The organism is Microcystis aeruginosa FD4, assembly GCF_009792235.1.
GTDB lineage: Bacteria > Cyanobacteriota > Cyanobacteriia > Cyanobacteriales > Microcystaceae > Microcystis > Microcystis viridis.
The window spans coordinates 3,926,725-3,953,288 of the sequence record NZ_CP046973.1 but is presented as its reverse complement, the minus strand read 5'-3'; the positions used below and the strand labels follow the sequence as shown (position 1 = coordinate 3,953,288).

28 protein-coding genes and 1 pseudogene are annotated in these 26,564 nt (G+C 42.8%); 18 read left to right on the top strand and 11 right to left on the bottom strand.

Annotated elements, in window-relative coordinates; genetic code table 11:
• Positions 1-25: 25 nt before the first annotated feature.
• Positions 26-151, bottom strand: a complete 126-nt coding sequence (locus tag GQR42_RS29620) for a hypothetical protein (RefSeq protein ID WP_257792594.1) — start codon at positions 149-151, stop codon at positions 26-28.
• A 139-nt stretch (positions 152-290) separates the two neighbouring features.
• Between GQR42_RS29620 and GQR42_RS19735 the strand changes: the two genes are divergently transcribed.
• From GQR42_RS19735 to queC, 3 genes are read left to right on the top strand one after another with little or no spacing between them, the layout of a single operon-like run.
• A complete protein-coding gene (locus tag GQR42_RS19735; protein ID WP_158201278.1) occupies positions 291-608 on the top strand; it encodes a hypothetical protein in 318 nt (105 codons plus the stop codon).
• Positions 605-967, top strand: a complete 363-nt coding sequence (locus GQR42_RS19730; protein ID WP_158201277.1) for an aspartyl protease — start codon at positions 605-607, stop codon at positions 965-967. The genes GQR42_RS19735 and GQR42_RS19730 overlap by 4 nt, the downstream gene beginning before the upstream one ends.
• Complete coding sequence (gene queC / locus GQR42_RS19725) at positions 967-1,695, top strand: 7-cyano-7-deazaguanine synthase QueC (protein WP_158201276.1); 729 nt, start codon at positions 967-969, stop codon at positions 1,693-1,695. The genes GQR42_RS19730 and queC overlap by 1 nt, the downstream gene beginning before the upstream one ends.
• On the opposite strand, the gene GQR42_RS19720 is transcribed toward queC, so the two are convergent.
• Complete coding sequence (locus GQR42_RS19720; RefSeq protein ID WP_158201275.1) at positions 1,684-2,256, bottom strand: manganese efflux pump MntP; 573 nt, start codon at positions 2,254-2,256, stop codon at positions 1,684-1,686. The two genes, queC and GQR42_RS19720, sit on opposite strands and share 12 nt — an antisense overlap.
• Before the next feature lie 353 nt (positions 2,257-2,609).
• On the opposite strand from GQR42_RS19720, the gene GQR42_RS19715 reads away from it, so the two are divergent.
• The gene (locus GQR42_RS19715; protein WP_158201274.1) at positions 2,610-3,563 is read left to right on the top strand and encodes a branched-chain amino acid ABC transporter permease; all 954 of its coding nucleotides are present in this window, start codon (positions 2,610-2,612) and stop codon (positions 3,561-3,563) included.
• 119 nt (positions 3,564-3,682) lie between these two features.
• On the opposite strand, the gene GQR42_RS29005 is transcribed toward GQR42_RS19715, so the two are convergent.
• Positions 3,683-4,414 (bottom strand): PEP-CTERM sorting domain-containing protein, encoded by a 732-nt coding sequence (locus GQR42_RS29005; protein ID WP_233271087.1) that lies wholly within the window; start codon positions 4,412-4,414, stop codon positions 3,683-3,685.
• A gap of 366 nt (positions 4,415-4,780) precedes the next feature.
• On the opposite strand from GQR42_RS29005, the gene GQR42_RS19705 reads away from it, so the two are divergent.
• The 4 genes from GQR42_RS19705 to GQR42_RS19690 all read left to right on the top strand — a co-directional run bounded on the left by GQR42_RS19705 (position 4,781) and on the right by GQR42_RS19690 (position 9,471).
• On the top strand, positions 4,781-5,080 hold the full coding sequence (locus tag GQR42_RS19705; protein WP_158201273.1) for a hypothetical protein: 300 nt from the start codon (positions 4,781-4,783) through the stop codon (positions 5,078-5,080).
• Complete coding sequence (locus GQR42_RS19700; RefSeq protein WP_158201272.1) at positions 5,055-5,417, top strand: DUF5615 family PIN-like protein; 363 nt, start codon at positions 5,055-5,057, stop codon at positions 5,415-5,417. Before GQR42_RS19705 ends, GQR42_RS19700 begins: the two co-directional genes overlap by 26 nt.
• Before the next feature lie 159 nt (positions 5,418-5,576).
• Entirely contained in the window at positions 5,577-7,964 is a 2,388-nt protein-coding gene (locus tag GQR42_RS19695) for an ATP-dependent Clp protease ATP-binding subunit (RefSeq protein ID WP_158201271.1), read from the top strand.
• A gap of 700 nt (positions 7,965-8,664) precedes the next feature.
• Complete coding sequence (locus GQR42_RS19690) at positions 8,665-9,471, top strand: creatininase family protein (RefSeq protein ID WP_158201270.1); 807 nt, start codon at positions 8,665-8,667, stop codon at positions 9,469-9,471.
• Positions 9,472-9,640: 169 nt separating this feature from the next.
• On the opposite strand, the gene GQR42_RS19685 is transcribed toward GQR42_RS19690, so the two are convergent.
• On the bottom strand, positions 9,641-9,814 hold the full coding sequence (locus GQR42_RS19685) for a hypothetical protein (RefSeq protein WP_158201269.1): 174 nt from the start codon (positions 9,812-9,814) through the stop codon (positions 9,641-9,643).
• Between the two features lie 51 nt (positions 9,815-9,865).
• Positions 9,866-11,395 carry a hypothetical protein gene (locus GQR42_RS19680; protein ID WP_158201268.1) on the bottom strand — a complete coding sequence of 510 codons (1,530 nt, stop codon included), beginning with the start codon at positions 11,393-11,395 and terminating at the stop codon, positions 9,866-9,868.
• A 305-nt stretch (positions 11,396-11,700) separates the two neighbouring features.
• Between GQR42_RS19680 and GQR42_RS19675 the strand changes: the two genes are divergently transcribed.
• Positions 11,701-12,369 (top strand): HEAT repeat domain-containing protein, encoded by a 669-nt coding sequence (locus tag GQR42_RS19675; protein ID WP_158201267.1) that lies wholly within the window; start codon positions 11,701-11,703, stop codon positions 12,367-12,369.
• 61 nt (positions 12,370-12,430) lie between these two features.
• Positions 12,431-12,946: a phycobiliprotein lyase gene (locus GQR42_RS19670; protein ID WP_158201266.1), complete on the top strand. Its 516-nt coding sequence runs from the start codon at positions 12,431-12,433 to the stop codon at positions 12,944-12,946.
• 66 nt (positions 12,947-13,012) lie between these two features.
• Here GQR42_RS19670 and GQR42_RS19665 read toward each other — a convergent pair whose 3' ends face one another.
• On the bottom strand, positions 13,013-13,945 hold the full coding sequence (locus GQR42_RS19665) for a hypothetical protein (protein ID WP_158201265.1): 933 nt from the start codon (positions 13,943-13,945) through the stop codon (positions 13,013-13,015).
• A complete protein-coding gene (locus tag GQR42_RS19660; RefSeq protein ID WP_158201264.1) occupies positions 13,902-14,501 on the bottom strand; it encodes a DUF1517 domain-containing protein in 600 nt (199 codons plus the stop codon). Before GQR42_RS19660 ends, GQR42_RS19665 begins: the two co-directional genes overlap by 44 nt.
• Positions 14,502-14,789: 288 nt before the next feature.
• Between GQR42_RS19660 and hpnH the strand changes: the two genes are divergently transcribed.
• A complete protein-coding gene (hpnH, locus tag GQR42_RS19655; RefSeq protein ID WP_158201263.1) occupies positions 14,790-15,806 on the top strand; it encodes an adenosyl-hopene transferase HpnH in 1,017 nt (338 codons plus the stop codon).
• Position 15,807: 1 nt separating this feature from the next.
• Here hpnH and GQR42_RS19650 read toward each other — a convergent pair whose 3' ends face one another.
• Positions 15,808-17,181 carry a DICT sensory domain-containing protein gene (locus GQR42_RS19650; RefSeq protein WP_158201262.1) on the bottom strand — a complete coding sequence of 458 codons (1,374 nt, stop codon included), beginning with the start codon at positions 17,179-17,181 and terminating at the stop codon, positions 15,808-15,810.
• A gap of 11 nt (positions 17,182-17,192) precedes the next feature.
• Positions 17,193-17,384: a hypothetical protein gene (locus GQR42_RS19645; RefSeq protein ID WP_233271086.1), complete on the bottom strand. Its 192-nt coding sequence runs from the start codon at positions 17,382-17,384 to the stop codon at positions 17,193-17,195.
• A gap of 34 nt (positions 17,385-17,418) precedes the next feature.
• Here GQR42_RS19645 and GQR42_RS19640 point away from each other — a divergent pair, with 34 nt between their 5' ends.
• Together GQR42_RS19640 and nblR are read left to right on the top strand one after the other, a co-directional pair.
• The gene (locus GQR42_RS19640; protein WP_158201260.1) at positions 17,419-17,901 is read left to right on the top strand and encodes a hypothetical protein; all 483 of its coding nucleotides are present in this window, start codon (positions 17,419-17,421) and stop codon (positions 17,899-17,901) included.
• 70 nt (positions 17,902-17,971) lie between these two features.
• Positions 17,972-18,661, top strand: a complete 690-nt coding sequence (gene nblR, locus GQR42_RS19635) for a response regulator transcription factor NblR (RefSeq protein WP_158201259.1) — start codon at positions 17,972-17,974, stop codon at positions 18,659-18,661.
• A 180-nt stretch (positions 18,662-18,841) separates the two neighbouring features.
• On the opposite strand, the gene GQR42_RS19630 is transcribed toward nblR, so the two are convergent.
• Positions 18,842-19,639: a glutathione S-transferase gene (locus tag GQR42_RS19630; protein WP_158201258.1), complete on the bottom strand. Its 798-nt coding sequence runs from the start codon at positions 19,637-19,639 to the stop codon at positions 18,842-18,844.
• 690 nt (positions 19,640-20,329) lie between these two features.
• Between GQR42_RS19630 and GQR42_RS19625 the strand changes: the two genes are divergently transcribed.
• The 5 genes and pseudogenes from GQR42_RS19625 (at position 20,330) to GQR42_RS19605 (ending at position 24,873) form a co-directional block, all read left to right on the top strand.
• On the top strand, positions 20,330-20,581 hold the full coding sequence (locus tag GQR42_RS19625; protein WP_158201257.1) for a hypothetical protein: 252 nt from the start codon (positions 20,330-20,332) through the stop codon (positions 20,579-20,581).
• Positions 20,582-20,642: 61 nt separating this feature from the next.
• Positions 20,643-21,975: pseudogene (locus GQR42_RS19620) on the top strand (RNA-guided endonuclease InsQ/TnpB family protein).
• Between the two features lie 129 nt (positions 21,976-22,104).
• A complete protein-coding gene (locus GQR42_RS19615; RefSeq protein WP_158201255.1) occupies positions 22,105-23,313 on the top strand; it encodes a hypothetical protein in 1,209 nt (402 codons plus the stop codon).
• Between the two features lie 33 nt (positions 23,314-23,346).
• Positions 23,347-24,339 carry a pentapeptide repeat-containing protein gene (locus GQR42_RS19610; protein WP_158201254.1) on the top strand — a complete coding sequence of 331 codons (993 nt, stop codon included), beginning with the start codon at positions 23,347-23,349 and terminating at the stop codon, positions 24,337-24,339.
• Between the two features lie 66 nt (positions 24,340-24,405).
• Positions 24,406-24,873: a retroviral-like aspartic protease family protein gene (locus GQR42_RS19605; protein WP_158201253.1), complete on the top strand. Its 468-nt coding sequence runs from the start codon at positions 24,406-24,408 to the stop codon at positions 24,871-24,873.
• On the opposite strand, the gene GQR42_RS19600 is transcribed toward GQR42_RS19605, so the two are convergent.
• Positions 24,868-26,529, bottom strand: coding sequence for a M14 family metallopeptidase (locus GQR42_RS19600; RefSeq protein ID WP_158201252.1), 1,662 nt, complete (start codon positions 26,527-26,529; stop codon positions 24,868-24,870). The genes GQR42_RS19605 and GQR42_RS19600 overlap by 6 nt on opposite strands.
• Between the last annotated feature and the right edge of the window lie 35 nt (positions 26,530-26,564).

Here is a 26,564-nt window from a genome sequence, read left to right as displayed (position 1 = left end):
GGAGTCAGGAGTCGGGAGTCAGGAGTCAGTTATCAGGAGTCAGGAGGTGATAGGGAGATAGGGTTTTGTGGTGATAGGGTTTTGGGGTGATAGGGTTTTGGGGTGATAGGGTGATGAGACAACTTCCCCACTTCCCCACTTCATAATTCATAATTCATAATTCATAATTCCCATCTCCCCACTTCCCCATCTCCCCATCTCCCCACTTCCCCATCTCCCCACTTCCCCATCTCCCCACTCCCCACTCCCCAATTCATAATTCATAATTTACTAACAAGAGGTTAAATACTATGTCTAACAACAATTCTGAACGAGTAGTGCGTCGTGGTCGAGTTTTTCCAGAGATTCAAGCTACAGAGGAAGAAAAGGCCAAACATCGCGCCCGACAATTAGAATTTTATCATCGTTGTTGGCCGATTTTTCAGAGTTTACAGCCCCGGTTAATGAAACATTATTATGGTTGGTACATTGCGATCGAACCTGATAGCGGCGATTATTTTATCGATCCCGACAAAGAAGTGGCTAGTAAAAAAGCAAGGGCAAAATATCCCGACAAAATCCATCATATCTTTGGCATTAATGAAACTGGAGTTAGTGGCAGAATATGATTGAAGGGAGATTTGGAGAAAATGGTCAAATTTATTTTGATATCGATTTAGTCAGCCCTAATGGTCTGGTGTTACCTGTAGAAGCTATGCTAGATACTGGTTTCACGGAGTTTTGTGTTATGAATGACCAAGATGCTCGCAGTCTTCAATGGCCATTTTTAAACCAAGATAAGTTACGCACCGCCCAAGGAGAAGCATTTTTTGATATATATTTGGGCAGAGTAAGAATTGATGGTCAGGAATACGAAATTCCCGTTTTTGCAGGGGAGGCAATTCAGGAGATTTTGTTAGGTTCGCGGTGGCTAAAACAATTTATCTTAGTAGCTAATTATCAACAAACACAGGTGACATTAGGATAATGACAAAAAAGGCGATTATTTTACTTTCCGGGGGATTAGATTCAGCGACAACAGCAGCGATCGCTCTAGCTGCTGGTTATCAATTAATTGCCCTTTCCTTTCGTTATGGACAAAGACACGAGCGGGAATTAGCGGCGGCGAAAAAAATTGCCAATTTCCTCAATATTAAAGAACATCATCTGATCGAAGTCAATCTATCTTTGTGGGGAGGTTCCGCTTTAACGGATCAATCTATAGCTATTCCCCAAGAGGGAATTAACCCGAATATTATCCCGATTACCTATGTGCCGGGGAGAAATACAGTTTTTATTTCGATCGCTCTTTCTTTAGCGGAAGCAAGGGCAGCGGAGGCGATATATTTAGGAATTAATGCGGTGGATTATTCTGGTTATCCTGATTGTCGTCCCGAGTATTTAGATGCCTTTCAAACTTTAGCTAATTTATCATCGAAAGCGGGTTTAGAAGGGAAAGCACCCCAATTAATTGCCCCTTTGGTGATGAATAGTAAGGTAGATATCGTCCGTCGTGCTGTTAGTTTAGGTGTTCCCATTGCTGATACTTGGTCTTGTTATCAAGGCGAAGTTGAACCCTGCGGTTTATGCGATTCCTGTCGTATCAGAGATCAGGCTTTAATTGAGGCCGGTTATCCCGAATTAGCCACTCCCCTGTTGAAACAGCCGGGGAAAATAGGGAGGATAGTGAAAAATGGAGATAATCTAGGCAATTAAATGTTCAATGAGGATTTTACTGCCGATTAATATTAAAACTAAACCACCGAGAATTTCCACCTTTTGACTAAATAGATTACCGAATTTATGCCCGATAAAAACAGCTATAAAACATAAAGCAAAGGTAATAGAACCGATGACAGTGCAAGCTAAAAGTAAGGGAGTTTTAATCATCGATAAACCCAAACCAACTACTAAAGCATCGATGCTAGTAGCGATCGCTAATCCGATTAAAGTATAGAAATCTAGAGGATTAAACCCTTTTTCCTCGTCGTCATTTTGAACAGCTTCGTAGATCATTTTACTGCCGATCGCCCCTAAAATAATAAAAGCGATCCAGTGGTCAAAAGAGGCGAGTTCCTCGCGAAAAGTGAGGCCGATACCCCAACCGAGCATCGGCATAATCGCTTGAAATCCGCCAAAAAACACAGCAATTTTCAAAGCCTTATTAACATGAATATGACGAATCATCAGGCCACTGGTCAGAGAAACGGCCACGGCATCGGCGGCTAATCCCACGGCCACAAAGGAAGTGGTTAAAAGTTCGAGTGAAGTAAACATCTATATTTGTTTATCCTTTAATTTCCTCTTATCTTAACTAATTTTTCCCCAAAAAACTTTCATATTTATCTCATGATCCTCTCATTTATCTATCATCGAATTGAAACCGTTGCAAAGCAAAAGTATCACCGTAGAGATGGAGGGTGATTACTGGTTACTCGCCGATCGCCTGCACCTGATGGATCGCTTCTGGGTTAATTTTCAGGTGGCTAACGCTACCATATAGGAAAAGTGCCAAGTAAAAAATTATGATAATTTCGAGAATTACCAGAGAATGAGGTGGGAGAGAACGGTGATAAAATTAGCTAATTGACTCCCCTAACTTAAACCTCCAATAACCGCTTACTGAAAATATGGCTGACTTTTTTAACACCTATGGTTTTTTAATTGTTTCAATGGTATTTGGAGCCATTTTAGGCATTTCAGTTTATCTGCCCTTAATGGCTGGTCAATTATCCTTAGCAACCCCCGGTTTTTACGCTTTAGGGGGTTATGTAGCCGCCATTCTTTCCACGAAAGTTTTTACTAATACCAGCAGCAATTATCCCCTTAATTTCGTCTTTTTAGAAATGTTAATTGCTGGCATTATTGCGGGAATATTAGCCATAGTTTTAGGTATTCCTGTTCTCCGTTTGCGAGGTATCTATTTAGCTATTGCCACGATCGCTTGGGTAGAAATTTTGAGAATTATTGCCCTTAATCTCGAGATAACCGGCGGTGCGGTCGGTATTTTCGCCATTCCCCAACCCTTCACTACTCAATTAGCCTACCTTTGGCTGGCTTTGCCCCTCTTATTCCTAACTATGCTGTTTCTCTACCGGTTAGAAAACATCAAAATTGGTCGGGCATTTAATGCCATTCGTGCCGATGAATTGGCCGCTGCTGCCATGGGAATTAATCCCACCTATCACAAAGTTTTATCCTTCACTTTCGGAGCAGTTTTAGCAGCAGTTGTGGGAGCGTTAAGCGCCCATTTTCTCAATACTTGGAATTCCCGTCAGGGAACTTTTGATGCCAGTATTATTTTCTTGGCTTTCGTTTTAATTGGTGGGTCAAGAACTTTTGTCGGGCCGGTGGTGGGAGGCATTGTTTTAACTGCTTTGCCCGAAGTTTTACGCGCCCTCGGCGGCGTGAATGGTTTACCAATTTGGTTGGGGAATTTCTTGCGCGATGGTCGTTTGATTATTTTTGGAACTTTAATTGTTTTGGGAACAATTTTTTATCCCCAAGGCTTAATTACACCTGAATTAATCAAAAAACTAATGCCTTTTAAAAGACGTTCCTCTCTTAGTCAAGTTGATTCCTAATTAGGGCAGATATGATAAGCTGCAAAATCAGAAATTTTTATAGTTTAGTAAGAGGGCAAAAAATAAACCCCCTCAACTGACTGAATCAAGGGGCATTTGTTATATTTTTAGTGGGCAATTTAGCCTACTTTTGTGGTTTCTTTTTCTGTGGATTGGGAAGGTTTTAGTTTGCGTTTGAGGGTTGAGGCTGCGCCTAGTGTGCCGAGAGCGAGGAGGCCGATGGTTGAGGTTGGTTCAGGAGTAGTTGCTACATTGAAAGCGTATCCAATAGCTACATTTCCTGGACCATCGTTTGCTGGTATTACAATAGGAATTCCATTTGATATAAATGGAATTCCACGAATGATTGGTTCAACAAAGTCTAAAGGGAGGTTGAATATGACTTCAAAATTTGAAGAACTATCTGTAGAAGAACCAATAAGATTCCATATATCTGTTGTTGGATCAAGATTAACTTCGTAAGACACACTTCCAATACTTATAGGACTTGTAGTTGGAAGATCTGTTTCTGAGTCAATGAAGGAAAACGTAAGTACTTCTGTCAAATCTTTTCCAGGAATAAAGGTAGCCAAAGGGCTGCCTTTTTTAAAAACCTGACCAACTTTTTTTGGCTTTTGCTCATCTAGATACTCTGTGCGTGCTGCTTCAAAAAGTGCAATCTCTTCCCTGTCTTTTAATACTCCGTTCTTAGATCGCTCTGCAATTGATTTAATTTCATTGACGAATTGACCTGGAGTAAGAGCATTAGCTTTTAAATTACCTATAGATATAGGCAGTATAGAAATTACTGCAAAGCTACCTAGAGTAAGACTACTGACCTTGAAAATTTTGAGTAAGTTTTTAGAGTTCATATCTTTTTAACCTTTGGATAGCGCAATCGCCCCCCTCGCACCCAGGTCAAGCAACAACCCAACCCAAGACAGAAGGCAGATAGCAAAACAATACATATTTCCCCCCCCAACTGTATCAAAAGCTACATTTTAATAAATCTTTATATTTCTTTCCCTAGCTTAGGGATTCATAGGGGAAGGAGTTTCAGGTGTTTTCTTCTGTTTTACTGCTTCTCAGGCGAACTATCCGCTTCCGTGAGGGATTTTGGTGCGGTATGTCAGATTTGCCTTTGCCTTCTCCCTTGACTGCCCCTCAACTCGAAGCACGATGACCTCGCACCAACCAGATGATAGACTGGGGATAGGAGACCTTATCAAGGCAGCGGCATGACCAGTAACGCAGCAAAAACCCAATGGCAGTATTTAGAGAAACGTCCTCATTCCTGGCGACAACAGCTTTGTTTTCAGGGCCGGAGGCTGAAAGCTTTTGATGTCTGGTCAGATATGATTGTCAACGACATGACTCCTCAAGAAGCAGCCCTTAATTGGGAGTTACCCCTGGCTGCTATCTACGAAGCAATTGACTACTGCGAGACGAATCAGCAGCTACTCAAGCAAGAAGCAGAAGAAGAACGCCACCGTCTGGAAGCAAAGGGGATTAGTGTTGAGCCTAAGATTATTGCTTGATGAGGACTCGCAAGCCCAACTTCTGGTTAAGTTACTTACGGCTGCTGGTCATGACGTACTGACGATCAATGAAATTGGTTTGGCTGGCTGCACAGATGATGTCGTACTTGACTATGTCATACAGGAAAATCGGATTCTGCTAACTCATAACTGCGATGACTTTGAAGAGCTGCACCAGGGTAATCCAAGCCATTCGGGGATATTAGCGGTTTACCGTAACGCTAACCCCCTAAAAAATATGGGCTTCAAGGCAATTGTCAAGGCGATCGCCAATATCGAAACTGCTAACGTCCCTCTGATCAATCAGTTCATTTCCCTGAATCAGTGGAACTATTAGCGTATTTCAGTGATCTTTCATCCTAAAAACGCGCTATAAGGAGCGCCCAAGTTCACCACTGACTAACCCACCCTGCTGATACGGATATCCCCCTTCCGGCTAATGTAAAGAAAAAGTTACAGTAACAGGTAAAGCCCAGTAGCCAGGAAGCCGTCGATCATGTTTGAATACTTTAACCAGAAAGCTATCAAAGCGGTGATGTTCGCCCAAGAAGAAGCCCGTCGTACTGGTAACAGTGTCGTCGGTACGGAGCATTTACTGTTAGGATTGATAGGAGAAGCCACCGCCACCGCAGCCTTAATTCTCAAGGATTTAAAAGTTACCCTGTACGAAAGTCGCCGCGTGATTGAAGGAATGACCGGCCGCGGCAGCGGTTACAGTCCCGTTAATATCCCTTTTACCCCGAAAGCGAAAAAGATATTCGAGCAAGCATTTCAGGAAGCTCGACAATTAGGGGAACAGGCGATCGCACCTGAACATTTATTACTCGCTATCACCAGCGATCCCGAATCCCTAGCCGCTAAAATTTTAATTATGCAGGGTGTTGATTTGATCAAACTTCGCAGCCTTTTACTGAAAAATGCCGGGGAAAAAGTCGTTAGTGGTCGCTTTACGGCAAGGAGTGACTATGAAGACCAGAAAAATGCTCCTAAAGGCGGTATTTTAGCCCAATATAGTCGCAATTTAAGCCAAGAGGTCAAAAATGGCAAAATTGACCCTGTAATCGGTAGAGAGCCAGAAATCCAGCGAGTTATCCAAATTTTAGGTCGTCGCAGCAAGAATAACCCGATTTTACTCGGTGAGCCGGGGGTAGGTAAAACAGCGATCGCTGAAGGGTTAGCACAACGCATCTATAATGGCGATATTCCCGAACTTTTGCGGGATAAACAGGTAATTGCCCTCGATATGGGGTCTTTACTGGCGGGAACCCGTTTTCGCGGCGATTTTGAGGAACGTTTAAAGGGTATTGTGGAGGAAGTTGGCAAATCGGGCAATATTATCCTGTTTATCGATGAAATTCACACTCTTGTCGGTGCTGGTAGCATGGGAGGAGCCATGGATGCTTCTAACTTGCTTAAACCTGCTTTAGCTCGCGGCGAGTTACAGTGTTTAGGGGCAACGACTCTCGATGAGTATAAACGGCATATTGAGCGAGATGCGGCTCTAGAAAGACGTTTTCAGCCAGTTATGGTGGGAGAACCGACTAAAGAGCAAGCGATCGAGATTTTACAGGGTTTAAAAGCCACCTACGAGAATTTCCATCAGGTAAAATACGCTCAAAAAGCGATCGAAGCTGCCGTTAATCTATCCTCGCGCTATATCAATGATCGCTTTTTACCGGACAAAGCGATCGATCTTCTCGATGAAGCGGGATCCCGCACCCATCTACGCTATTCCCTACAAAGTAAAAGTCCTGCGGAGGTTAACGAAGAATCACCCCTAATTAACCCCGAATCTTTAATTCCGGTGGTGGATGCGGAGGAAATCGCCCAAATTGTCGCCGCTTGGACAGGTATTCCCGTTAGCCAATTAACTGAAACTGAGTTGGAATCGCTCTTAAATCTGGAATATCAACTGCACGAGCGGATTATTGGTCAACAGGAGGCGGTAAATGCCGTTTCTCGTGCTATTCGTCGAGCGCGAGTAAATTTAAAGAATCCTAACCGTCCGATTGCCTCGTTTATTTTTGCCGGTCCCACGGGAGTGGGTAAAACTGAATTAACGAAAGCCTTAGCTAAGTTGCTCTTTGGCTCGGAATCCAGTATGATTCGTCTAGATATGTCGGAATTTATGGAATCCCACACGGTTTCTAAATTAATTGGTGCGCCTCCCGGATACATCGGTTACAATGAAGGCGGTCAGTTAACGGAAGCAGTGCGTCGTCAACCCTATAAAGTAGTCTTGTTTGACGAAATCGAGAAAGCACATCCCGATGTTTTTAATCTTCTCCTGCAACTGTTAGAAGATGGTCATTTGACCGATTCCCAAGGTCGTCGGGTGGACTTTAAGAATACCCTAATTATCATGACCTCGAATATTGGCTCAAAAGTCATCGAAAAAGGCGGTAATAGCTTAGGATTCGAGATGGCTGACGATTTTGCTCAATCGCGTTACCAACAGATTTCTAATCGGGTGACAGACGAGTTAAAACAATATTTCCGTCCCGAATTTCTCAACCGTCTCGATGAAATCATTGTTTTCCGACAGTTAACTCGCGAAGAAGTTACCCAGATTGCCGATATTCTCATCGCAGCTCTAGCCAAACAATTGACAGAAAAAGGCATTTCTGTGGAAGTTACCGCCGCTTTTAAGGATTTGGTCATCAATGAGGGTTATGATCCTAGCTACGGTGCGCGGCCTTTACGTCGTGCTTTAACTCGACGCTTAGAGGATAGTTTAGCGGTCGCGATGTTATCGGGAGAAGTCAATTCTGGAGACCATGCAATATTAGATGTAACTGCTGAAGCTGTGGTGACAGTCTCTCGTCATCAGCGCTCTGAGCAAAACGATATTCTCTCGCAATTACAGTTACAACCAGTGGGTTAATCCCCTCAAAAATTGCTTTTTTCGGGGTTGAAAATGTTTCAACCCCGATTTTTATCACTTTACTAAATTGTCCGTCATACCAAATCCTGTTAAGTAGTCGTGCAAAATTAATTTCCTAGTCGAGACTCCGAGACTCCGAGACTCCGAGACTTACAAGACAGCTATTAGGGATCGGATTTGAGTTTTCAGTTCACTGTTTACTGATCACAAGCAGTCTGACGGAGTAGTGGCTTAGATGTGTAATTAATTGTGCTTAGATACTTATTCTTCTTCAAATTTTTCCCAGGGAATTAAGTTGGCCATAATAACCCAACGGTTTTCATCTGATAGTTTTCCGCGGTTCGACAAGCGGTTCGGACCTCGGCGTGAGCTTTTGTCGAACGCTGATCTCACCGTCGAAGCCTCACCGTCCACCAAAGGGCAGTTCAAATGATTCGGGTTCTGATGGAGTTGCGGTCGAGAGCCGATACATCTGTAGTGAATAAAAAAAAGTGCCTGGCTTTTAGGGTATTTTACCTTTTTTTGGGCCTTTTTTCTCAACTTTATTGAGTCGAAACCTTTTTCCTATCGGCATTTCAGGCTTTTTCAGCAAGCCCTACCTATAAAGACGATTGGCAACCTTGTCAAGAATTAGTGATAAAATTACAACATAAACAGTAATTTTTACCCTAACCATAATCCCTCACCCCCAATAACAATTATGATGCACGGTTTTATTCCCCCTCATCGTTATTTTCCCTATCTTACTTGGACCGATATAGATTTAATGTCAGATAAGGAAAATGTGGTAATTATTCAACCCATCGGTGCGCTCGAACAACACGGACCTCATCTCCCTATTGCCGTCGATGCTGCCATTAGTTTAGGGGTTTTAGGCAAAGCTTTCGAGAAATTAAATACAAATGTTCCCGCCTTTGCTTTACCCTGTCTCTACTACGGAAAATCTAACGAACATTGGTCTTTCCCCGGCACGATTACCCTCTCGGCAGCCACTTTATTAACCCTCATCCAAGAGATAGCTGAAAGTCTCTATCGTTCGGGTTTTCGCAAGTTAGTATTAATGAACTCCCACGGCGGACAACCGCAAGTTATGGAAATTGCCGCTAGGGATATTCATCAACAATATCCCGATTTTTTAGTATTTCCTTTTTTCACTTGGCGAGTTCCCCACAATGCGGCTGAATTATTCTCGGAATATGAATTAGAATACGGTATTCATGCAGGAGATGTGGAAACTAGCATTATGTTATCATTACTGCCAGAACAGGTAAAAATTGAGCGGGCTGTCCGAGAATATCCCCAGGGTTTGCCAGAAAATAGTTTACTAACTATGGAAGGAAAATTACCCTTTGCTTGGTTAACTAAGGAATTAACTAAAAGTGGAGTGATGGGAGATGCTACTAATGCAAGTAAAGAAAAAGGCGATCGATTATTAGAATCCGTTGCTAATGGTTGGGTACAGGCGATCACTGATGTTTATCAATTCCGTCAACCGAAGTTATATTAACTGCCTATTGTTAATTTTATTACAAAGTATAAAACTCCATCTCCCTTCTCCTTTGATTCGGTAATTTTATCACTATCTTCTATTAGCATTAATAGGAAAAATTTTAACCAAATAGTGGTAGTTTTTAGCATAGTTATTAATCTCAATTATGAGTTTTATTCTTGAAGTTTTAGAAATTTGGTAAACGATAATAAAAAGAAAATAAACGACATTTTTTACCATATTTTTCTACGGGATAAGAATTGAAAACAGAATCAACGCCTAGGATAATTAGGTTTTCTGTAATTGCTTGAGAAATTAATAATTGTTTCCCCAATGATAGGGGCGCATAGGGTGCGCCCAAAATATAATCTAGGTATTTCTAAAAAATTGAGACGCACCGGGTTGAATCTCCCTATTGAGGATTTTTTGGGACAGCAACAATCAAAATACTTCTGATTTGCGAGCGACTTAACCTGACCGGAAAGATATCTGTATAATCTAGACCAGCTGCTCTAGTGCCATAATCATTTTCCACTTGCTTCAATAAATCTCGATTGAGAGGCCATTGTCTCATGTCTCCACCTAGTGCCGGACCATTAACTGGATTGTTAACACTTGCAGCCGTATCTAGAAGCATTTGATCGTGGGTAAAAGCTAACACTCTATCCAATAATTCATCGTTGGTATAAGTGAAAGCATGATCATCCCTCATGGGATTGATCATTTGAAAAACGTCACATCCTTCATCTAAAACCATCGCTTCTTCCGCACCGAATCCATCGCTCATAATTAAGGTAATCCCTTCTAGGGTATTGCCGATCCTTGCCGATAATCCCGAGGACGCAAAACAGATAATTTTTTGACCGGACATTCCCAAAATTCCAAAAGGATAGATGCTCTTGGGAAAGTAAATCTCTACCGTGTCTCCTCCGGGGCAAGGAAAATATTCTCCCGCCCGACGCGGAGAAACACCAACCCGTCTAAAGTGCTGTTCATCTAATTCGTTTGCGACAGCAGGATCAGCCAGATTGATGTTCAGAAAACCCCCGGGAGAAATTAATTGAGTTTCTACGATAATCGGTCCGTTTAAAGCGGCACGTCTGGCATTCAAATCGCCGTAGAGTTGATATTCCCCCAAGTTAATTGTATTAATAACCTGCCTCCTAAAATGCCCCGCACATGGAATTTCATAAGGCAGGCAAAAAATATGGCGTACATCTTGGAATCGATCGATAGCAGTAAATAGGGGAACCACATCACCTTGTTGAATAATAGTTTTTCCCGCTAGGGCAAACTCTAAAAATGGGGCGATATTCTGTAAATTAGCATCGTATCCCGGTAGCGTTCTTAAAAAAGCATCATAGTCAGCCACCCTCGGATCGTTAATCTGTATTATATTTGCCCCTCCAGCCATAATAAATTTTAAATCCAAAAATTCATAACGATGGCCGAGGCGTGTAGCCATATCATCACGCCATTTGACCAAACACCGATAGATGCGATGATCGATCGGTTCTTGCGGGTCTCCGGGGAGAAACATTCCACATAATTGATTTTGCAAGGAGTTTATGTAGTAATTAGGGCCAAGATAGGCAAGATGCCACGGATTCATCGTTAGATCCCCACAACCTTGGGCGCCAATAATGAGCCAATCCTGTCCTCGCTGAGCGCAGAATTCTTTGAGATGATGATAAAGTGTCCAAGTCCCTGCTCTCTGCTCGTAACCATTGGTCGTAGAGTCTAGGCTAGGAATAGCAATTTGATCAAGTCGAGGAAGAGTTATATTCCCCACTGCATGAGGATCCTGCATTCTGGGAGGAGTTATACCATCCCGTTGAATGCCGGGGCCTTTTTGATAGTCTGGAGTCACGGACACAAAGAGCTGCTCTTTTTCCGTGTCTAGAGTCAAAGAACCAGTATTAAAAACTCGATGTTTCACCATAACACCCCCTGCTTGTCTAGGTGTGACAGTTGCGGCTAGACAAGCTAATTAGCCCTAGGCTATCTGTTTTTTTTTAATCTCAACCTCGCTGACCTGAAGGGGAGTGGGGCTTTATATTTTTTTCCTGAATCTATCAGAAAGCCTAGCATTTATCGTATTACCATACTTAAATTATAGTTCCCCGGAGGAAGTCAACTCTCGCCTCAATCCTTAAGAAATCCTCAAGAAATCCTTTCCCCGCTCTCGTTTCTGAATTGCCAAGAATTGCGTTATAATTAAAGAAATATTACAAGTGATTGACAAAAATGAGTAAGCCTGATATAGAAGCCATTGCCCTCCAGTTAGAAAGCAGCAACTCTAAAGACCGTCTGTTGGCCCTGGCCTCCCTGCGAGAAGTGACCCCAGAGGAGGCTGTACCCTTGATCAAAAAAGTCCTTTATGATGAAATGCTGCCAGTGCGATCAATGGCTGTCTTTGCCTTGGGAGTCAAACAAACCGAGGAATGCTTTCCTATCCTAGTGGATTTGTTAGCCAATGATGCCGATTATGGCATTCGCGCCGATGCAGCGGGGGCTTTAGGTTATTTAGAAGATATTCGCGCTTTTGAACCCCTACAACGGGCTTTTTACGAAGACACGCAATGGTTAGTCCGCTTTAGTGCTGCCGTTGCTTTGGGCAATTTGCGCGATATTCGGGCTAAACAGGTGTTATTATCGGCTCTCGATAGTAACGAAGCGGTTATTCAACAGGCCGCTATTGCCGCTCTTGGGGAAATCAAAGCAGTGGAAGTCGTCGAGAAGCTTTTAACTTTTGTTAACTCCGATGACTGGTTAATCCGGCAGCGATTAGCGGAAGCTTTAGGCCATCTTCCGGCGGAAAAAACGATCGCAGCCTTAAAATTTTTGGTCAAGGACGAACATCCACAAGTGCGCGAAGCTGCCCGTTTATCCTTGCAAAAATTGGCCAAGGTCTAGGGATAGGATAGAATAAATAATCTATTCTTTCAGAGCGATCGATCTTTGCCTACAGCCATTCATGGACATTCAAGAATTTATTAATCTCTGTGCGGGTAAATGGTTTTCTCAGCGCACCAGTTATCAATTAGCTACCCAAAAAGTTGCCAATAATAAAGCAGAAATCACCATCGATTTGCTGGCTGCCGATGCTGCCGATGTGGTGCAATTATGTTTAGAAAATAACTGTCAGTCCCAGACCAGTCTAGGGGGATGGAAAACGACCTGGGATAATTCCGTGGACTATGGACAACCGAAAAAAATCGGTTCTAGCTATTTAGTTTGGCTACCCTCAGAAAATTCTTGGCAAGGAAAATTGCTCAAATCGGACGGTAAATCGGCAGCGCTGGGAGAATATCATCTCAGAAGTGATCAAGCTTTAACTTTAACCATCGAGGATAATCACCATCGTATCGAGGAAAGAATCTGGTTTGCTAGTCCTAATCTGAGATTGCGTACCAGTATTATCCAGTCAGCCAATGGCGATCGCCAGACGGTTTTTTATTCGGAAATTCGCAAAATGGTTGCTACTAAGTAGTTGTCATCTCCAATGTCTGAGGTGGGGAAGACAGGGTTAATCTTCCACCACTCCAGTCAAATCCTGCTAACGTCGGCCACGTCTGCTGCTGCCGAAACCACTACGACTAGGGGTACGACGGGAACCAGAGGAACCAAAACTAGGAGAACGTTTGACATTATCAGATTTACCCGAATTCTTCAGGGTACTAGAACCATAACCGGAACCACTGGGTTTTGTGGTGGTGGTGGTGCTGCGATTGGGACTAGAGGTAGTATTACTGGGATAACGACGTAAATTGCCAGTAGAACGGAGAGTTTGCCGGTTTTTGACTGCCGGAGGTGGACTATTATGTTTAGTCCGGTATTGATCTACTGCCTGATTATAGGTGGAACCGTAACCACCAAAACCGGTCATCACACCTCCCGGAGTATAGAGGGGAGGAACGTAATATTGAGGACGAAAGAGCAAACTACCCAAAGCTTGACCAGCAACAGCACCGAAAAAAGGACTCCAAAAACTCGATTCTTGCCGAATCACCACGGTTTCCTGTTGTCCGGTTTGGGGATTTTGCCGCACTTCCGTGACATTATGGACATACTCAATTTTAAAATCTTCGGTCATGTACAGGGTAGCCTGATCACCGTTGATTTCTACCGCGGTTTTTTCCCCTTTAGCAATGTCCTCATCGGTTAATCTAGCCATTTGTAGGTTAGTGGTGCGAAAGAGGGGAGAAGTCCCCCCAGGGGTGTTTAACAGCATTAAGGTATAAGTGCCATCTCCGTCATCGTAGGTAGCTTGTTGCACCTCGTAGCGACCGCTACTAACCTGATTGGATTCTTGTCTTACAATACTGTTATTAGCTGACGGTGACTGAGTTTGATTTGACGAGGAACCACAGGCCACCGTTGTGCAACAAAGGGTAAGAATTAAAAAGATTGTCGTTACTTGGCGCAGCATAAGGGCAAAATTAAGACTATAAAGGCAGCAATTCTGGGAAATTGAGTAATAGTTGCTCATTGGTCAATTCATCTCCCAATTGAGCAGGAGAAAAATGTACCTGAATCGCACGCAGCCGACCTTGGTAGTGAAGGTTAATTATTGATTTTAAACCATCTTCCAGGGCCTCTCGATCGGCTAGGCTAGTTTCTAAAGCAGCACTCTCACCCTCGAAGGCTATTGTGATCATAACAACTAAGTTATCGGTGACGGGTAAAGTTAAGGGTTCCTTTTCCCCCACTTCCCCAGACACCGATTCACTTAGGTATCTGGCCGCGGAATCGGTAAACAGTTCGTTAACGTAGTCTCCCGCTTCCCCCTCACTCCAAAAAATATCGCCCTCATTAGCCACAGAAAACCAATAGAGGTTCATCTGCAGCAGATTTTGACAAATTTCTACTAAACCCTCTCCCATGACCTCTAAATCGCCTTCGCAATCGATCGCCTCCCGGCCAGTACGATTAAGAATACCGATCAGAGGTGCGACTTCTTGTCCGTAGAGATGCAAGAATAAGCGACAGACCACATAGCGAGTTTTACCCGCAAATTTCTTGAAGCGATCGCCTAAAGAACTCATAATAGACCTCTTGTAAAAATCAAAAATTGTCGTTAAGGTTAGGAGTCATTAGTCTTGAAGTCATCAGCTAGATCAAGGTGATAAGGGCCAATTAATCGGATAAATAAAAGCTGATAAGTAGGGAGGCACAATTATTTGTAGGATGGGTTAGCGCACTTCGTAACCCATGCAGGTGTTGGGTTTCATGCTTCAACCCAACCTACCTTCAATTTGCCATTTTCTAGGCTCCTATGCCTTGATCCCCTGTTAACAGTCTATAATGACTTAGAATCCTTTTGGTGTGAGCAAATGGCTGTCCAACTGCAACAAGCTTTAGTGGTTGCTTCCTATATCTTGAAACAGCGTCTAGCAGGGAAAAAGCGTTTTCCCTTAGTTTTAATGCTAGAACCTCTATTTCGCTGTAATTTAGCCTGTACTGGCTGCGGTAAGATTCAACATCCCCCGGAAATCCTCCGTAATCATCTCACCCCAGCAGAATGTTTCGCAGCGGTGGAAGAATGCGGGGTTCCGGTGGTTTCCATCCCCGGGGGCGAGCCGCTTTTGCATCCACAAATCGATGAAATTGTCAAGGGTTTAGTGGACAGAAAAAAATTCGTCTATCTCTGTACCAATGCTCTGTTATTGGAAAAAAGCCTGGATAAATTTACTCCTTCACCCTATCTTACTTTTAGTGTCCATCTGGACGGTTTAAAAGCACATCACGATCGCTGTGTGGATCGAGAGGGAGTATTCGATAAGGCAGTACAAGGGATTAAAGCGGCGAAAGCGAGAGGTTTTCGGGTTACTACTAATACCACGGTTTTTGAAGGCACAGATCCGCGAGAAATGCAGGAATTTTTCGATTTTCTCGCTACTTTGGGCATCGATGGTATGATGATTTCCCCCGGTTATAGTTATGAGTGGGCCCCGGATCAAGATAGTTTCTTGAAACGGGAGCAAACTAGAGCTTTATTCCGAGAAATTCTCTCACCCTGGAAATCAAGGCAGAAAAAGTGGAATTTTAACCATAATCCTCTCTTTCTCGATTTTCTCATCGGTGAACAGGACTATGAATGCACTCCTTGGGGTAGTCCTAGCTATAGTCTTTTAGGATGGCAAAAACCCTGTTATCTGCTCAACGAAGGACATTACAAAAGCTTTCGGGAACTTTTAGAAGAAACCAATTGGGATAACTACGGTCGAGCCAGTGGCAATCCTCAATGTGCCGATTGTATGGTACATTGCGGCTATGAACCGACCGCGGCCATGGCAGCTTTTAAACCGGCTAATATGGGACGTGCGATGCAGAGTTTAATCGGAGTCTAATCTAAACTGATTCTAACCAGACGGCGGGGACTTGACTAGGGCGATCGGGTAATTGCATCCATCCCATTTCGCACAGACGAATTACCGAAGTTAATTTTTCTACCAAAGCGGGATCGAAACGAATCCCGCTATAATTTTGACAACGCTCTAGGGACTCTCCTAAATCTAGAGCTAGTCGGTCGCCTCGCGGTTGAGTTAATTCCTGAAAATAGGCCGATAATCCTAAAATTCGCGACTCTAGGCTGATTTCTTCCCCTTTTAAGCCGTTGGGAACCCCGCTACCATCCCAGTATTCAAACTCATGGTAAATAATCTGTTGAATTGGGGCTAATTCGGGCATAGTAGCGAGTAATTGTGCGCCTAACACCGATCTATCCCGCCAAAATAACGCATTTGCTCCCTCTAACTGACTGGCACGCTGTCTAAAAACTTCGATCGGAGCCTCCGCCAGACCGATGCGGTATAATAAACCTGCTAATCGTAAGCGTCGTAATCTCAGGGTGGGTAAATCGAGCAATTGTCCTAACATTTCCGCTAAAGCGGCCACCTGTAGGGAAGCAAGGGGATTATCAATATCTCTTTCATCGACTTTTTGAGCCATTCTTAGAAAAGCTTGCAGTTTATTAGCGGCTAAATTTTTATTTAAACGGGATGCTTGTCCTTCTAAGTCGCTTAATTCTCGCGCTTGTCTGCTGACGGTGACTAACTGCTGTTGACTGGTTTGCAGATAGGTGACAATGCGAGAGACTACTCCCGTTAAATCCGTGGGAATGGGATTAATATTTTGACTAATTTCCTGCTGTTGTCTGCTTAAATCGGCCGCTAGACTGGGATTATAGGGATGCAGACGCTCAATTAAGATTGTAGCGGCTTTTTCGACTAAATCGCGCTCGAATGTCCATAAACCGTAGAATTTTCGCTCCGTGTCTATTTGGGGTTGACTATCGGACCGGTATTCTTCCGGGGATAACTCATGACAGAGTACCATGGAGGCGTAATCGGGGGAAAGAATGATTAAATTCCACTCATTAACCAAACTATCGCTATTATCTAAGTTAACTAGCGAAACATTCTCTAAACTGCCGGTTTTATGCTCAGAAAAACCACTATCGGCCACGGATGCGATCGCAATGTGACGAGAAGAGCGAGCAATATCTAAATAGCGCTCTGCTTCCTGTAAATACCATTTACCCTGTTGAAAGGTGACTAAAACCAGTGGTTTATTTGTACTGTCAGGGCTGCTAGTTTGCAAGATATGATCTTCAAGAGCATGACAGAGGGCCACCAGGGTATTCTTAAAATAGACCCCGTAACTGCTGGGTAATCGTCCCGATGAAGCTCTTTTTAATTGTTGTAAGCTGGATTCTACCGTCATAAGTGGCAAGATTAGGGGAAGTGGGGTGTGGGGTGTGGGGTGTGGGGTGTGGGGTGTGGGGTGTGGGGTGTAGGGTGTGGGGTGTGGGGTGTAGGGTGTGGGGTGTGGGGTGTGGGGTGTAGGGTGTGGGGTGTAGGGAGAATAAATAAAATAATCTCCTGACTCCTGACGACCGACTCCTGACGACCGACTCCTAACCCCACCAACAAACTTTTTCAGCGAACCCTAATTAATTTTATGACCTTAGTGATTTGTCCGGGTTTTCATGATTCTAGATTGACCGAGGATTTTTTAGGACATCTGGAGGGCAAATCGGTCAAATTACGCCCCTATATTATTATTTCTCCTTTTTCTTGCTTAAATGAAGCTTTTTCACCGGGAGAAGACCTGACCTTAATTGGGTTTAGTGCGGGGGTGGTAAATGCGATCGCTTTAGCTCATTATTGGCAAGCTCAAGGAGCGAAAATTGCAGCTTTAATAGCTCTGGACGGGTGGGGAGTGCCATTAATCGGTAATTTTCCCATTTATCGCCTTAGTCACGATTATTTTACCCATTGGAGTTCCTGTTTATTGGGTAGTGGTGGAGGAAATTTTTATGCAGATCCCCCTGTAGATCATCTTAGCCTCTGGTCGTCCCCCGATCGAGTAACTGGTTGGTCTGTCAATGGTAATTTTGTCCAACGCACCACCGCGTTAACTTTTTTATCTCAAATCGGTTAGGCAAGAATCAATTAAGTACAATTAGCTAGTCCCCTCCCTATCTTTCCTATTTCTTTACCGCTGCCAACTTATGAGTACATCTGTTCCAAATTCTTCAATTCTCTTGGTGGGAATTGAGGAGAATATCGCTAAACTAGCTACTGCGGACTTGAAAGAAGCAGGTTATCGTCCCCTGATTGTGCCTAGCATTGATAGTGCTTTCCCAGAAGTGAAAAGTTGGCAGCCAGCGATGATTATACTCGATCGCTTCCTCGCAGCGGAGGCCGGTGTGAAGTTTTGTCGTCGTTTACGTTCCCAGGGAAGTCGCGTTTATATTATTTTATTAGTATCTCAAGAAACTCTAGAAGAACGTCTCGCCTGTTTGGAAGCGGGAGCCGACGATTATTTTCTCAAACCCTATAATTCGCCATCTTTTCTCAAATTAATCCGTTTTTACCTGCAACCTCTGGAAACTATCCCCGAACAATTGTGCTTCGGTGACTTAGTATTAGATTTAGCCACTCGTCGTCTCTCCTATAAAAACAAAAATATTGAGTTGACGATGAAGGAATTTGAACTGCTCCGCTACCTAATGATTCACCCCAAAGAAGTATTATCAAGGGATCAAATTCTCGAAAATGTCTGGGGAGATGAATTTCAAGGAGCATCAAACGTTATTGAGGTATATATTCGCTATTTACGCCTGAAGATGGAAGCTGGTGGTCAAAAACGCCTCATTCATACCGTGCGCGGTGTCGGCTACGTTTTACGCGAATCTTAACAGGAGTTAGGAGATAGGAGTCGGTCGTCAGGAGTCAGGAGATTATTTTTATTTATTCTCCCCACACCCTACACCCCACACCCCACACCCCACACCCCACACCCCACACCCCACACCCCACACCCTACACCCCACACCCTACACCCCACACCCCACACCCACCACCCTAGTCAAGCTCTGCTATTCGATCTGGATGGAGGTGGGGGAATCGATGGGAGGGGTGGAACTCCCCGGGGTGATAGTTTGACGGTATTGACTATAAAGACGATCGCGCCAAGCAAAAAAGCCTTCGTAGGCGCTATTATCGGCTAACCCCGGAATCCCCTTGCCTTGCAATTCCCTGGGTAAGTTGAGATAGGAACCAGGGGGAAACTGAAGCAGTACACTTAATCCCGCCACGGCTAAATCGGCTAAAGTGGGCTGATCCCCGACTAAATAGGGACGATTGGTTAAAATGAGGTTCAAAGCCTCTAAATCTTGTTGTAGCCCCTTTTTCGCCGTATTGATAGAATCTTTTCCCAGACCTACACCCGTCCCAAAAATATCAATTAATTCCCCCGGCATGGAACCCAGTAACAAGCGCATAAAATCGGGAGTTTCCCGAGGTAAAAAAGCGGTACGAAAGTTTTGATTTTGGGCAAAAGCGCCGAGAAAAGCGGTTCTTCCTTTCAATCCCAAGGATTCATCGGCCCATTCTTCGATTAATAAACATTGACCCCGTTGTAAGGGATCTGTGGGGATAATTGGTTTTTCAGGATACTTGCGATCGAGATAAAAAGCAATCTCCGTCGAGTCAGCGATATAAGTATCACCATCCTTGAGGACGGGAACCTGTCGCTGTCCAGAAAGACGGAATAATTCCAATTGTCCAACCCCCGGCACCACGTCCCTTTTTTTATAGGCAAGTCCTTTATAGTCAAGGATGAGACGGACTTTCTCACAATAGGCAGATAATTCAAATTGGTAGAGTTCTAGCATGGGATGATATGGCCTCTCGATAAATCAGTTTCTCCCTGATTACTCTAACCCTATCGGGCATCGATCGCCTAAACTTAAAGACTTTACTCCGATTTTACTCAGACATTTGTACTAAAAACGAGCAAGACGAAAAAATCATCTTTTGCTAATTTTAGGAATTAGGCTGGGTACTCTTGGGGAAGATAGACTAGACCCAGCAACCCCAACTCAATAGTGCCACGCTTTTAGGTTAGGATATTTTCAAGCATTAAAAGCTAAGGATAACTTATATAGTAATTTCAATTAAGATTGAGAATATCAATGCCAGAGTCCATAAGAGTCTAACTGGTCTAGAGTGTATCAGACTTATCTGAAAGGACTATATGTTCTGGCAAGCTGACTCGCGAGAGACTAATAGTATACCCCTATAGTAGAGGCGTGCGAGGGTCGGCTCCTTTCTCGGGTCGGAAGTTATACCATTTTTCAAAAGTAATGACAGAGATGGTTATGCCTGGTGCATCTCAATTTTGTCGAAATATCCAGATGACATTTTGGGCGCACGCGGTGCGCCCCTACCATTGGCGAAATAATATTATTGTAGGGGCGAATTGCCTTCGCCCTCTTTGAACAACTTCTGCTGCTCACCTTAAGTGAGAGAAAATCACCAATAGGATACCATTTTTCTTTATTCGCGTCACAACGAATGCAGGCTTGGCAAGCATTCGAGCGTGGATGTCTGTCATGGATTTAGAAATTTGGTATTACCTAAGGGACTTGCGCTTTGATGATGTACCACTTGCGGGTGGTCTGGTTCTTCTACACAGCGATGGTCTAGCTGGGATGTTATTCTTAAGCAAGTCCCTAAAATGTCGGATGAATGCCCCGCTACATTTTTCGACAAGATACTCACCTTTGCGCGAGATGAAATCCGACCAGAATATCAGCAACGGAGCATCGGTTTAATTCCACCATCTGTGAGTAAACTGTGTTATACTTAACCTAGCCAATGGTCGAGGTTTGTTAAATGCTAGTCGTAGAAGCAAAGCTAAAAAACGGAACACCAGAGCAATATCACCAGCTTGATGAAGCGATCAGAACTTCTCAGTTTGTGCGTAACTCTTGTGTTCGTTATTGGCGGTCAAATCAAGGAACAACCCGCAATGATCTCCAAAAACTTTGTCCGGTACTAGCTAACAATAAAGAGACACCTTGGGTTAATAAATTAAACTCTCAAGCACGTCAATCTTCTGCTGATAGAGCCTGGCAATCAATTAATCGGTTTTATCAGAATTGTCATGCTAAGATACCTGGAAAAAAGGGTTTTCCTCGGTTCAAAAAGCCTAGCCGTTCCGTTGAGTACAAACTAACAGGCTACCAACTATCTGATGAGCGACGTAAAATCAGATTTACTGATGGCTTTAAAGCAGCAGAATTTGATTTATGGTGTAGTCAAAAGACATTAGTTTATTATTCAGAACAACAGATTAAACGGGTAAGAGTTGTTAGCCGTGCTGACGGTTATTATTGCCAGTTTTTGATTGACGTAGAACGGCAAGAATACCATAAACCAACGGGACAAATAACAGGAATTGACTTAGGGTTAAAAGAGTTTTATACCGATGCTCAAGGCAATACCGTAGAGAATCCACGTTATTTAAGCAAGTCAGAAAAACGACTTCAAAAAGCACAAAGGAGATTATCAAAACGATTTCGTCAAGGAAAGAAACAGTCTAAAAACTATCACAAGCAACGGATAAAAGTAGCTAAACTTCACTTGAAAGTATCAAGACAACGTCAAGACAAAGCAATTAAAGACGCTTTGGCGTTAGTCCAGTCTAATGATCTGGTAGTCTATGAAGCTTTAAAGGTAAGAAACTTAGTCAAAAACCGTAAGCTTGCCAAGTCAATTTCTGATGCTTCTTGGTATAAATTCACTCAATGGTTGAATTATTTTGCTAAGATTTATCGGATTGTCTGTGTTGCTGTACCACCGCATTTCACGACTCAAGATTGTTCAGTTTGTGGGACGAGAGTTCAGAAATCATTAAGCACTAGAACTCATCAATGTCCTAATTGTCAAACAGTCTTAGATAGGGATCATAATGCAGCAATAAATATTCTTAAAAAAGGGTTACAATATTTGGGAAATTATCTCAATGCCTCGACTTCGCTCGGCATTGACACTGAGCTTGTCGAAGTGTCAACGGTACTGTTGGGCAAACAGAAACCGACCCAAACGCCTTGAGAGAGTCCGCCTCTGGATTTTTAATGGAGACATTGAGAATCTAAGCTGTCTCGTTGAACAAGGAATTTCTAACAGCAATGTAGAAAGAATCCCCCGTCACAGCGTAGCTTGACGGTGGGAGTATGTCAAATTTAAACTGCGTATTAGACATTTTAGTACAAATGCTCAAACTCTCTCTCCCTGATCCCAACTCTGGCGCTCCCATGCAGTCTTAACGAGTAATTTAGATAGTCAACAGCTTATGCAATTATCCATCGACGTTTTTAATGACGTAGTTCACTATCTCGACAGCCACGAAGAAAAATTACGGATCAAAAAATTAATCTTTTGTATCTGTAAAAAATATTGGGAAAATGATCCTAATATTTTAAACGCTGTGGCTATGGAAGACTTGGTAAAGGAGTTAGTGCAACTCAAAACCAGTAAAGAACAATTAACTTTTTCTGTTGATAAATTAGTGAAAAACCTAAATCGTCCTCAAGTTTATCTGGGCGTAGCCACGGTTATTATTGAGCAAATCAGTAAATTATATAGTAATATTGCTGCCGCCTACGACACTCAATTATTACCAGTAGAACCGGAAGTTAACCCTAGCTTTGCCGCCGTTAATAATGCTGTCAACAACGAGGAAGATAATTTATTAAGACAGGTGGTTAGTAGCCTAGAAAATAATCGAGAGACGGCGAGAATTAAAAAATTAATGTTTGCCGCCTGTAAAAATCGTTGGGAAACCGATCAAGCGGTGATTAATAATTATGGCTTAAAAAATATTATTTTAGAACTTCAGCAAAAAAATCCTAATTTCCTAAGCTTGCAACAAACTGTCAACCGAGTTGCCAAAAATATTAATAAAAAAGCTCTATACCTAGCCCTAGCCAAGATTATTCTTCCCCAGCTAGAGCCTCTCTACGATACTGATAAGGATAACGAAGAACAGGATAATGAGTCAGAAAGTCAAATCTTGAACAGTCAAATGGTTCATCTAAATAATGATTGTGATTCTGCGGCTAAAACCGCATCTTTCTCCTCCTCTAGAAGTGAACCTGTGGATTTTTCCTCTTCGATCATCGATTTAAATGAACCGCAATTAGTCATGGAATTGCCCTTAGCAGAGCCAGCTTCCTCAAATAACAACCCCAGTAATTCTCCACAAATTCCTGCCTACGACCCCTTTGAAATTCGTTTAGAAATTTTCCAGTATACTAATCCATTACGAGCCAAAATATTGATTTTCTCGCTCCTATTTCATCATTGGGATCGGAGCGATCAAGATTGGTCAACCTTGCGAAGTTATACCCTAGAAGATTTACTACAACAACTAATCCAAAGTGGGAAATCCCTCCAGGATATCGAAGTTCAACTATACAATATTGCTCAAACCCAAATGGATAGGGATGCTAACGTTCAAACTGCCAGTATTCTGGTGCAAGTTTTACAAAGAATTCTCTAATTTTTCACCCAAATTTATCTGGATATTCTACCTATGAAACCCAACGAATTAATTGCCCGTTATACCGCGGGAGAAACTGAATTTAGTAGCATAAAATTACCAAGAGTTAATTTAGTTGGTGCTGACTTAATTGGCATTGTTTTAAATAAAGCGGATCTGCACGGAGCCAATCTTCTCTTTACCTATCTTAACCGGGCTAATCTCGCTCAAGCTAATCTTGTGACAGCTAATTTAAGCGGTGCTAGTCTCAACCAAGCTGACTTAAATGGGGCAGATTTACGCAGTGCCAATTTACACGGAGCGCTGCTACAAGGGGCTAATCTTCGTGATACCGATATAACCCTAGCGACGTTACTTGATGCTAACTTAATCGGGGCGGATTTACGGGGGGCTGATTTAAGTGGTGCTAACCTCACTGGTGCTTGTTTGCGGCGAACAAATATGCGTCAGGAAAAGAAAAATCATAACACTAATTTACAATCGGCTAATCTCTATCGCACCGACCTGCAAGGGGCTAATATGAAAGGGGTTAATCTGGTGCGAGCTAATCTAGTAGGAGCCAATTTAAGTGGTGCTAATTTATGTGATGTTGACCTCAGAAAAGCGGATTTAACTAATGCTAATCTCAAAGAGACTTTACTCAATGATGCTAATTTAATCGGGGCGTGTTTAGTAGGGGCAAATCTAGAGGGAGCCAATTTACTGCGTTCAAAAATGAGCGATACGGAAGCAATGGGTGCAAATTTCCATAGTGCAATTATGACTCAAATAAAATTCGATCGAGCTAATCTTAGTCAAGCTAATTTTCAAGCGGCAAGAATGAATCATGCTGATTTAAGAAGGGCTAATCTTTCAGGAGTTAATCTCAGCGAAGCGGATTTAGTTGATGCTTTTTTTGCTAGAGCAGATCTGACTGGTGCTGATTTAAGTAATGCTAATCTAACTGGTGCTGAGTTAATGAGTGCTAATCTGATGGGAGTTAACTTCCGCGGTGCAATTATGCCCGATGGCCGGATTAATAATTAAAATTACTAGACATTGTTGTTGGCAATTATTCCGGTATAATTTAGAGGTAGAATTGAGGGTAATCTTATGGTTGAGCCAGTAATTATTGCAGAAGATATGGGCAAAATCTACACCAGCATTACAGTTATCAATCGCGCGGATCAAATTCGTGCGGAGGATGGTATGATCGCACCGGAACAAATTCGCTCTCTTACCCTAGAAAATGTCTTGGTGGATACGGGAGCAACTACTCTTTGTCTGGTGCCAGAAGTAATCTCCCGCTTGGGTTTACAGCTTTTAAAAGAAGTAGATGTAGCTACGGCTAAAGGCATAGGAAAAGCGAGAATTTTTCGCGATGCCACCTTAATTATCGCGGGCCGGGAAGGAACTTTTGAATGTTTGGAATTACCCGGAGGTCAAAACAATTTATTAGGAGTAATTCCCTTAGAAGCTTTGGGATTAGAACCAGATATTCTTAGCCAAAAATTGCGAGTTTTACCCACGGAATCCCCCGATACTTATTTAACAATTTTATCGAACAAAATAGCTCTATAAAATCACTTTTTTTCTGACTGTTCCGGCTCTTTCAGCTATAGCGATAATCTCGATTTCTTGACCAGAAACTCCCTTAATCACCCATTCCACTGTACAGCGATAATCTAAACCTTGAGCAAGACTACTATATACTTTATTTGATCGACCTTCTAAGTGAACGATTTCCTGCTCTAATTTTCCCACTATTAAACTCACCTCATCGGCTAAATTTAACTTGACTTGAATGGGACGAACAATCTTTCTTTCCAGTGCCTTTTTACTGGTATAAGTGGGTAAAAATCCCTGATTTTCTAACTGTAAAACCAGATGATAAATACCATTTCCCTCCGACTTAAGATCAAGACGAGAGATAGCTAAAAGAGGTGACATTAAAGCATGGGCAATAGTAAACTGACATTGTTTCTCACATAAATCTGGTAAATACTTCTCGGGGGCATTTTGCCAGACATTTTTAAAGTCCCAACCGCCAATTTCCACCTCTCCCAATTGGGGGTGATCAAAACTTTGCCAATTAATAAAACCCTTTCCCGCTAAATTCTCATCATTCCAACGCTGTAATTTCAATTCATCTTCCAAAGGATGCCAGCGAAACCATTGAATATAATCATCTTTTTTCACTGCTGCTTGGGTGGGTGCATCCCATAACTCCACCGTAAAACCATACCAACCAAAATGATCGTAACCGTAATCATCCATGGCACCGTTAGTCACTTCTTTGGGATGATAACGAAAATCGTGATAGACAGAAACGCATTCATAACCAGTCATTGCTTTTCCCTTATCGGCAATATATTTATACATTTCTAAGTCTTCCACGGGGAAATATTCATCGGGATGGGTGCTATAGGGACGCAACATGACTGCTGAATAGGTATGATAGGTAACGAAGCCATTAATATTAGTGTTATTTGCCCAAAATTCGGCTTCTGCACGGGTTTCTGGCTCCGAAAAAGGAAAATCTCCGGCCCCCTGTTGTTCCCCTTCAGGAACCCAATAAACGGGATAATTGCGGTTAAAATCCAGGCCCTCTAGGGTGGGGGCAGTGGTGAAATTATAGCCATCGTAATCGCGGATTAAACCTTCGGTGAGCAAAGTGTAAAAAGTTCCCTCAAATTCCTCTGGTTCGCGACGCACCATAATGCGAGGATCTTGTTCAGAAATTTTCCAAGCGCCACAGGTATCTTTTTGGCGCATTTGTAGGATTAAACCATCGCCGTTAATATCTTCAGGATATAGCCCCGGTTTCTCATCCGTGTGGGGATAGGGGCGAATACTCGATCGTAACATATAGGGAGTGGTGAGATATTTTTCGGCTCCATCCACGGCTAATCGCGGCAAAATATAGACAGTGTAATGGTCAAGAAGTCTGGTAATTGGGGAATTATGACCGTATTGGCGCAAAAGATGAGAGATAGTGTAGAGAGCGACGGCAGAGCCTGTTACTTCCCCCGCATGGGTGTTAGCATCGATCCAATAGGCAGGTTTTTCTAAATAGGGGCCTGTTGCTTGATTTGTTAGGGTAGTTAACCAGATATCTCGATTTTCGTAGCTTTTACCGATCGAGGTGAGGCTAATTAAATTAGGATAGGATGAGGCTAGGTTTTTCAGGAAAGAAACTAATTCGGCGTAGGGGTAATAGTGGCTAAAATCAAACATAATCTTCTGCAACTAAAAAAAGGATTCTCGGGTTA

Bases quoted from the DNA above. Each gene is read 5' to 3' on its own strand.
- GQR42_RS19695 (WP_158201271.1), top strand. From the start codon at position 5,577: ATGTTTGAATACTTTAACCAGAAAGCTATCAAAGCGGTGATGTTCGCC.
- GQR42_RS19735 (WP_158201278.1), top strand. From the start codon at position 291: ATGTCTAACAACAATTCTGAACGAGTAGTGCGTCGTGGTCGAGTTTTT.
- nblR (WP_158201259.1), top strand. From the start codon at position 17,972: ATGAGTACATCTGTTCCAAATTCTTCAATTCTCTTGGTGGGAATTGAG.
- GQR42_RS19730 (WP_158201277.1), top strand. From the start codon at position 605: ATGATTGAAGGGAGATTTGGAGAAAATGGTCAAATTTATTTTGATATC.
- GQR42_RS19665 (WP_158201265.1), bottom strand. From the start codon at position 13,945: ATGAGCAACTATTACTCAATTTCCCAGAATTGCTGCCTTTATAGTCTT.
- GQR42_RS19715 (WP_158201274.1), top strand. From the start codon at position 2,610: ATGGCTGACTTTTTTAACACCTATGGTTTTTTAATTGTTTCAATGGTA.
- GQR42_RS29005 (WP_233271087.1), bottom strand. From the start codon at position 4,414: ATGAACTCTAAAAACTTACTCAAAATTTTCAAGGTCAGTAGTCTTACT.
- GQR42_RS19680 (WP_158201268.1), bottom strand. From the start codon at position 11,395: ATGGTGAAACATCGAGTTTTTAATACTGGTTCTTTGACTCTAGACACG.
- GQR42_RS19610 (WP_158201254.1), top strand. From the start codon at position 23,347: ATGAAACCCAACGAATTAATTGCCCGTTATACCGCGGGAGAAACTGAA.
- GQR42_RS19640 (WP_158201260.1), top strand. From the start codon at position 17,419: ATGACCTTAGTGATTTGTCCGGGTTTTCATGATTCTAGATTGACCGAG.
- GQR42_RS19600 (WP_158201252.1), bottom strand. From the start codon at position 26,529: ATGTTTGATTTTAGCCACTATTACCCCTACGCCGAATTAGTTTCTTTC.
- GQR42_RS19705 (WP_158201273.1), top strand. From the start codon at position 4,781: ATGACCAGTAACGCAGCAAAAACCCAATGGCAGTATTTAGAGAAACGT.
- GQR42_RS19720 (WP_158201275.1), bottom strand. From the start codon at position 2,256: ATGTTTACTTCACTCGAACTTTTAACCACTTCCTTTGTGGCCGTGGGA.
- GQR42_RS19615 (WP_158201255.1), top strand. From the start codon at position 22,105: ATGCAATTATCCATCGACGTTTTTAATGACGTAGTTCACTATCTCGAC.
- hpnH (WP_158201263.1), top strand. From the start codon at position 14,790: ATGGCTGTCCAACTGCAACAAGCTTTAGTGGTTGCTTCCTATATCTTG.
- GQR42_RS29620 (WP_257792594.1), bottom strand. From the start codon at position 151: ATGAATTATGAAGTGGGGAAGTGGGGAAGTTGTCTCATCACCCTATCA.
- GQR42_RS19650 (WP_158201262.1), bottom strand. From the start codon at position 17,181: ATGACGGTAGAATCCAGCTTACAACAATTAAAAAGAGCTTCATCGGGA.
- queC (WP_158201276.1), top strand. From the start codon at position 967: ATGACAAAAAAGGCGATTATTTTACTTTCCGGGGGATTAGATTCAGCG.
- GQR42_RS19630 (WP_158201258.1), bottom strand. From the start codon at position 19,639: ATGCTAGAACTCTACCAATTTGAATTATCTGCCTATTGTGAGAAAGTC.
- GQR42_RS19605 (WP_158201253.1), top strand. From the start codon at position 24,406: ATGGTTGAGCCAGTAATTATTGCAGAAGATATGGGCAAAATCTACACC.
- GQR42_RS19670 (WP_158201266.1), top strand. From the start codon at position 12,431: ATGGACATTCAAGAATTTATTAATCTCTGTGCGGGTAAATGGTTTTCT.
- GQR42_RS19675 (WP_158201267.1), top strand. From the start codon at position 11,701: ATGAGTAAGCCTGATATAGAAGCCATTGCCCTCCAGTTAGAAAGCAGC.
- GQR42_RS19690 (WP_158201270.1), top strand. From the start codon at position 8,665: ATGATGCACGGTTTTATTCCCCCTCATCGTTATTTTCCCTATCTTACT.
- GQR42_RS19660 (WP_158201264.1), bottom strand. From the start codon at position 14,501: ATGAGTTCTTTAGGCGATCGCTTCAAGAAATTTGCGGGTAAAACTCGC.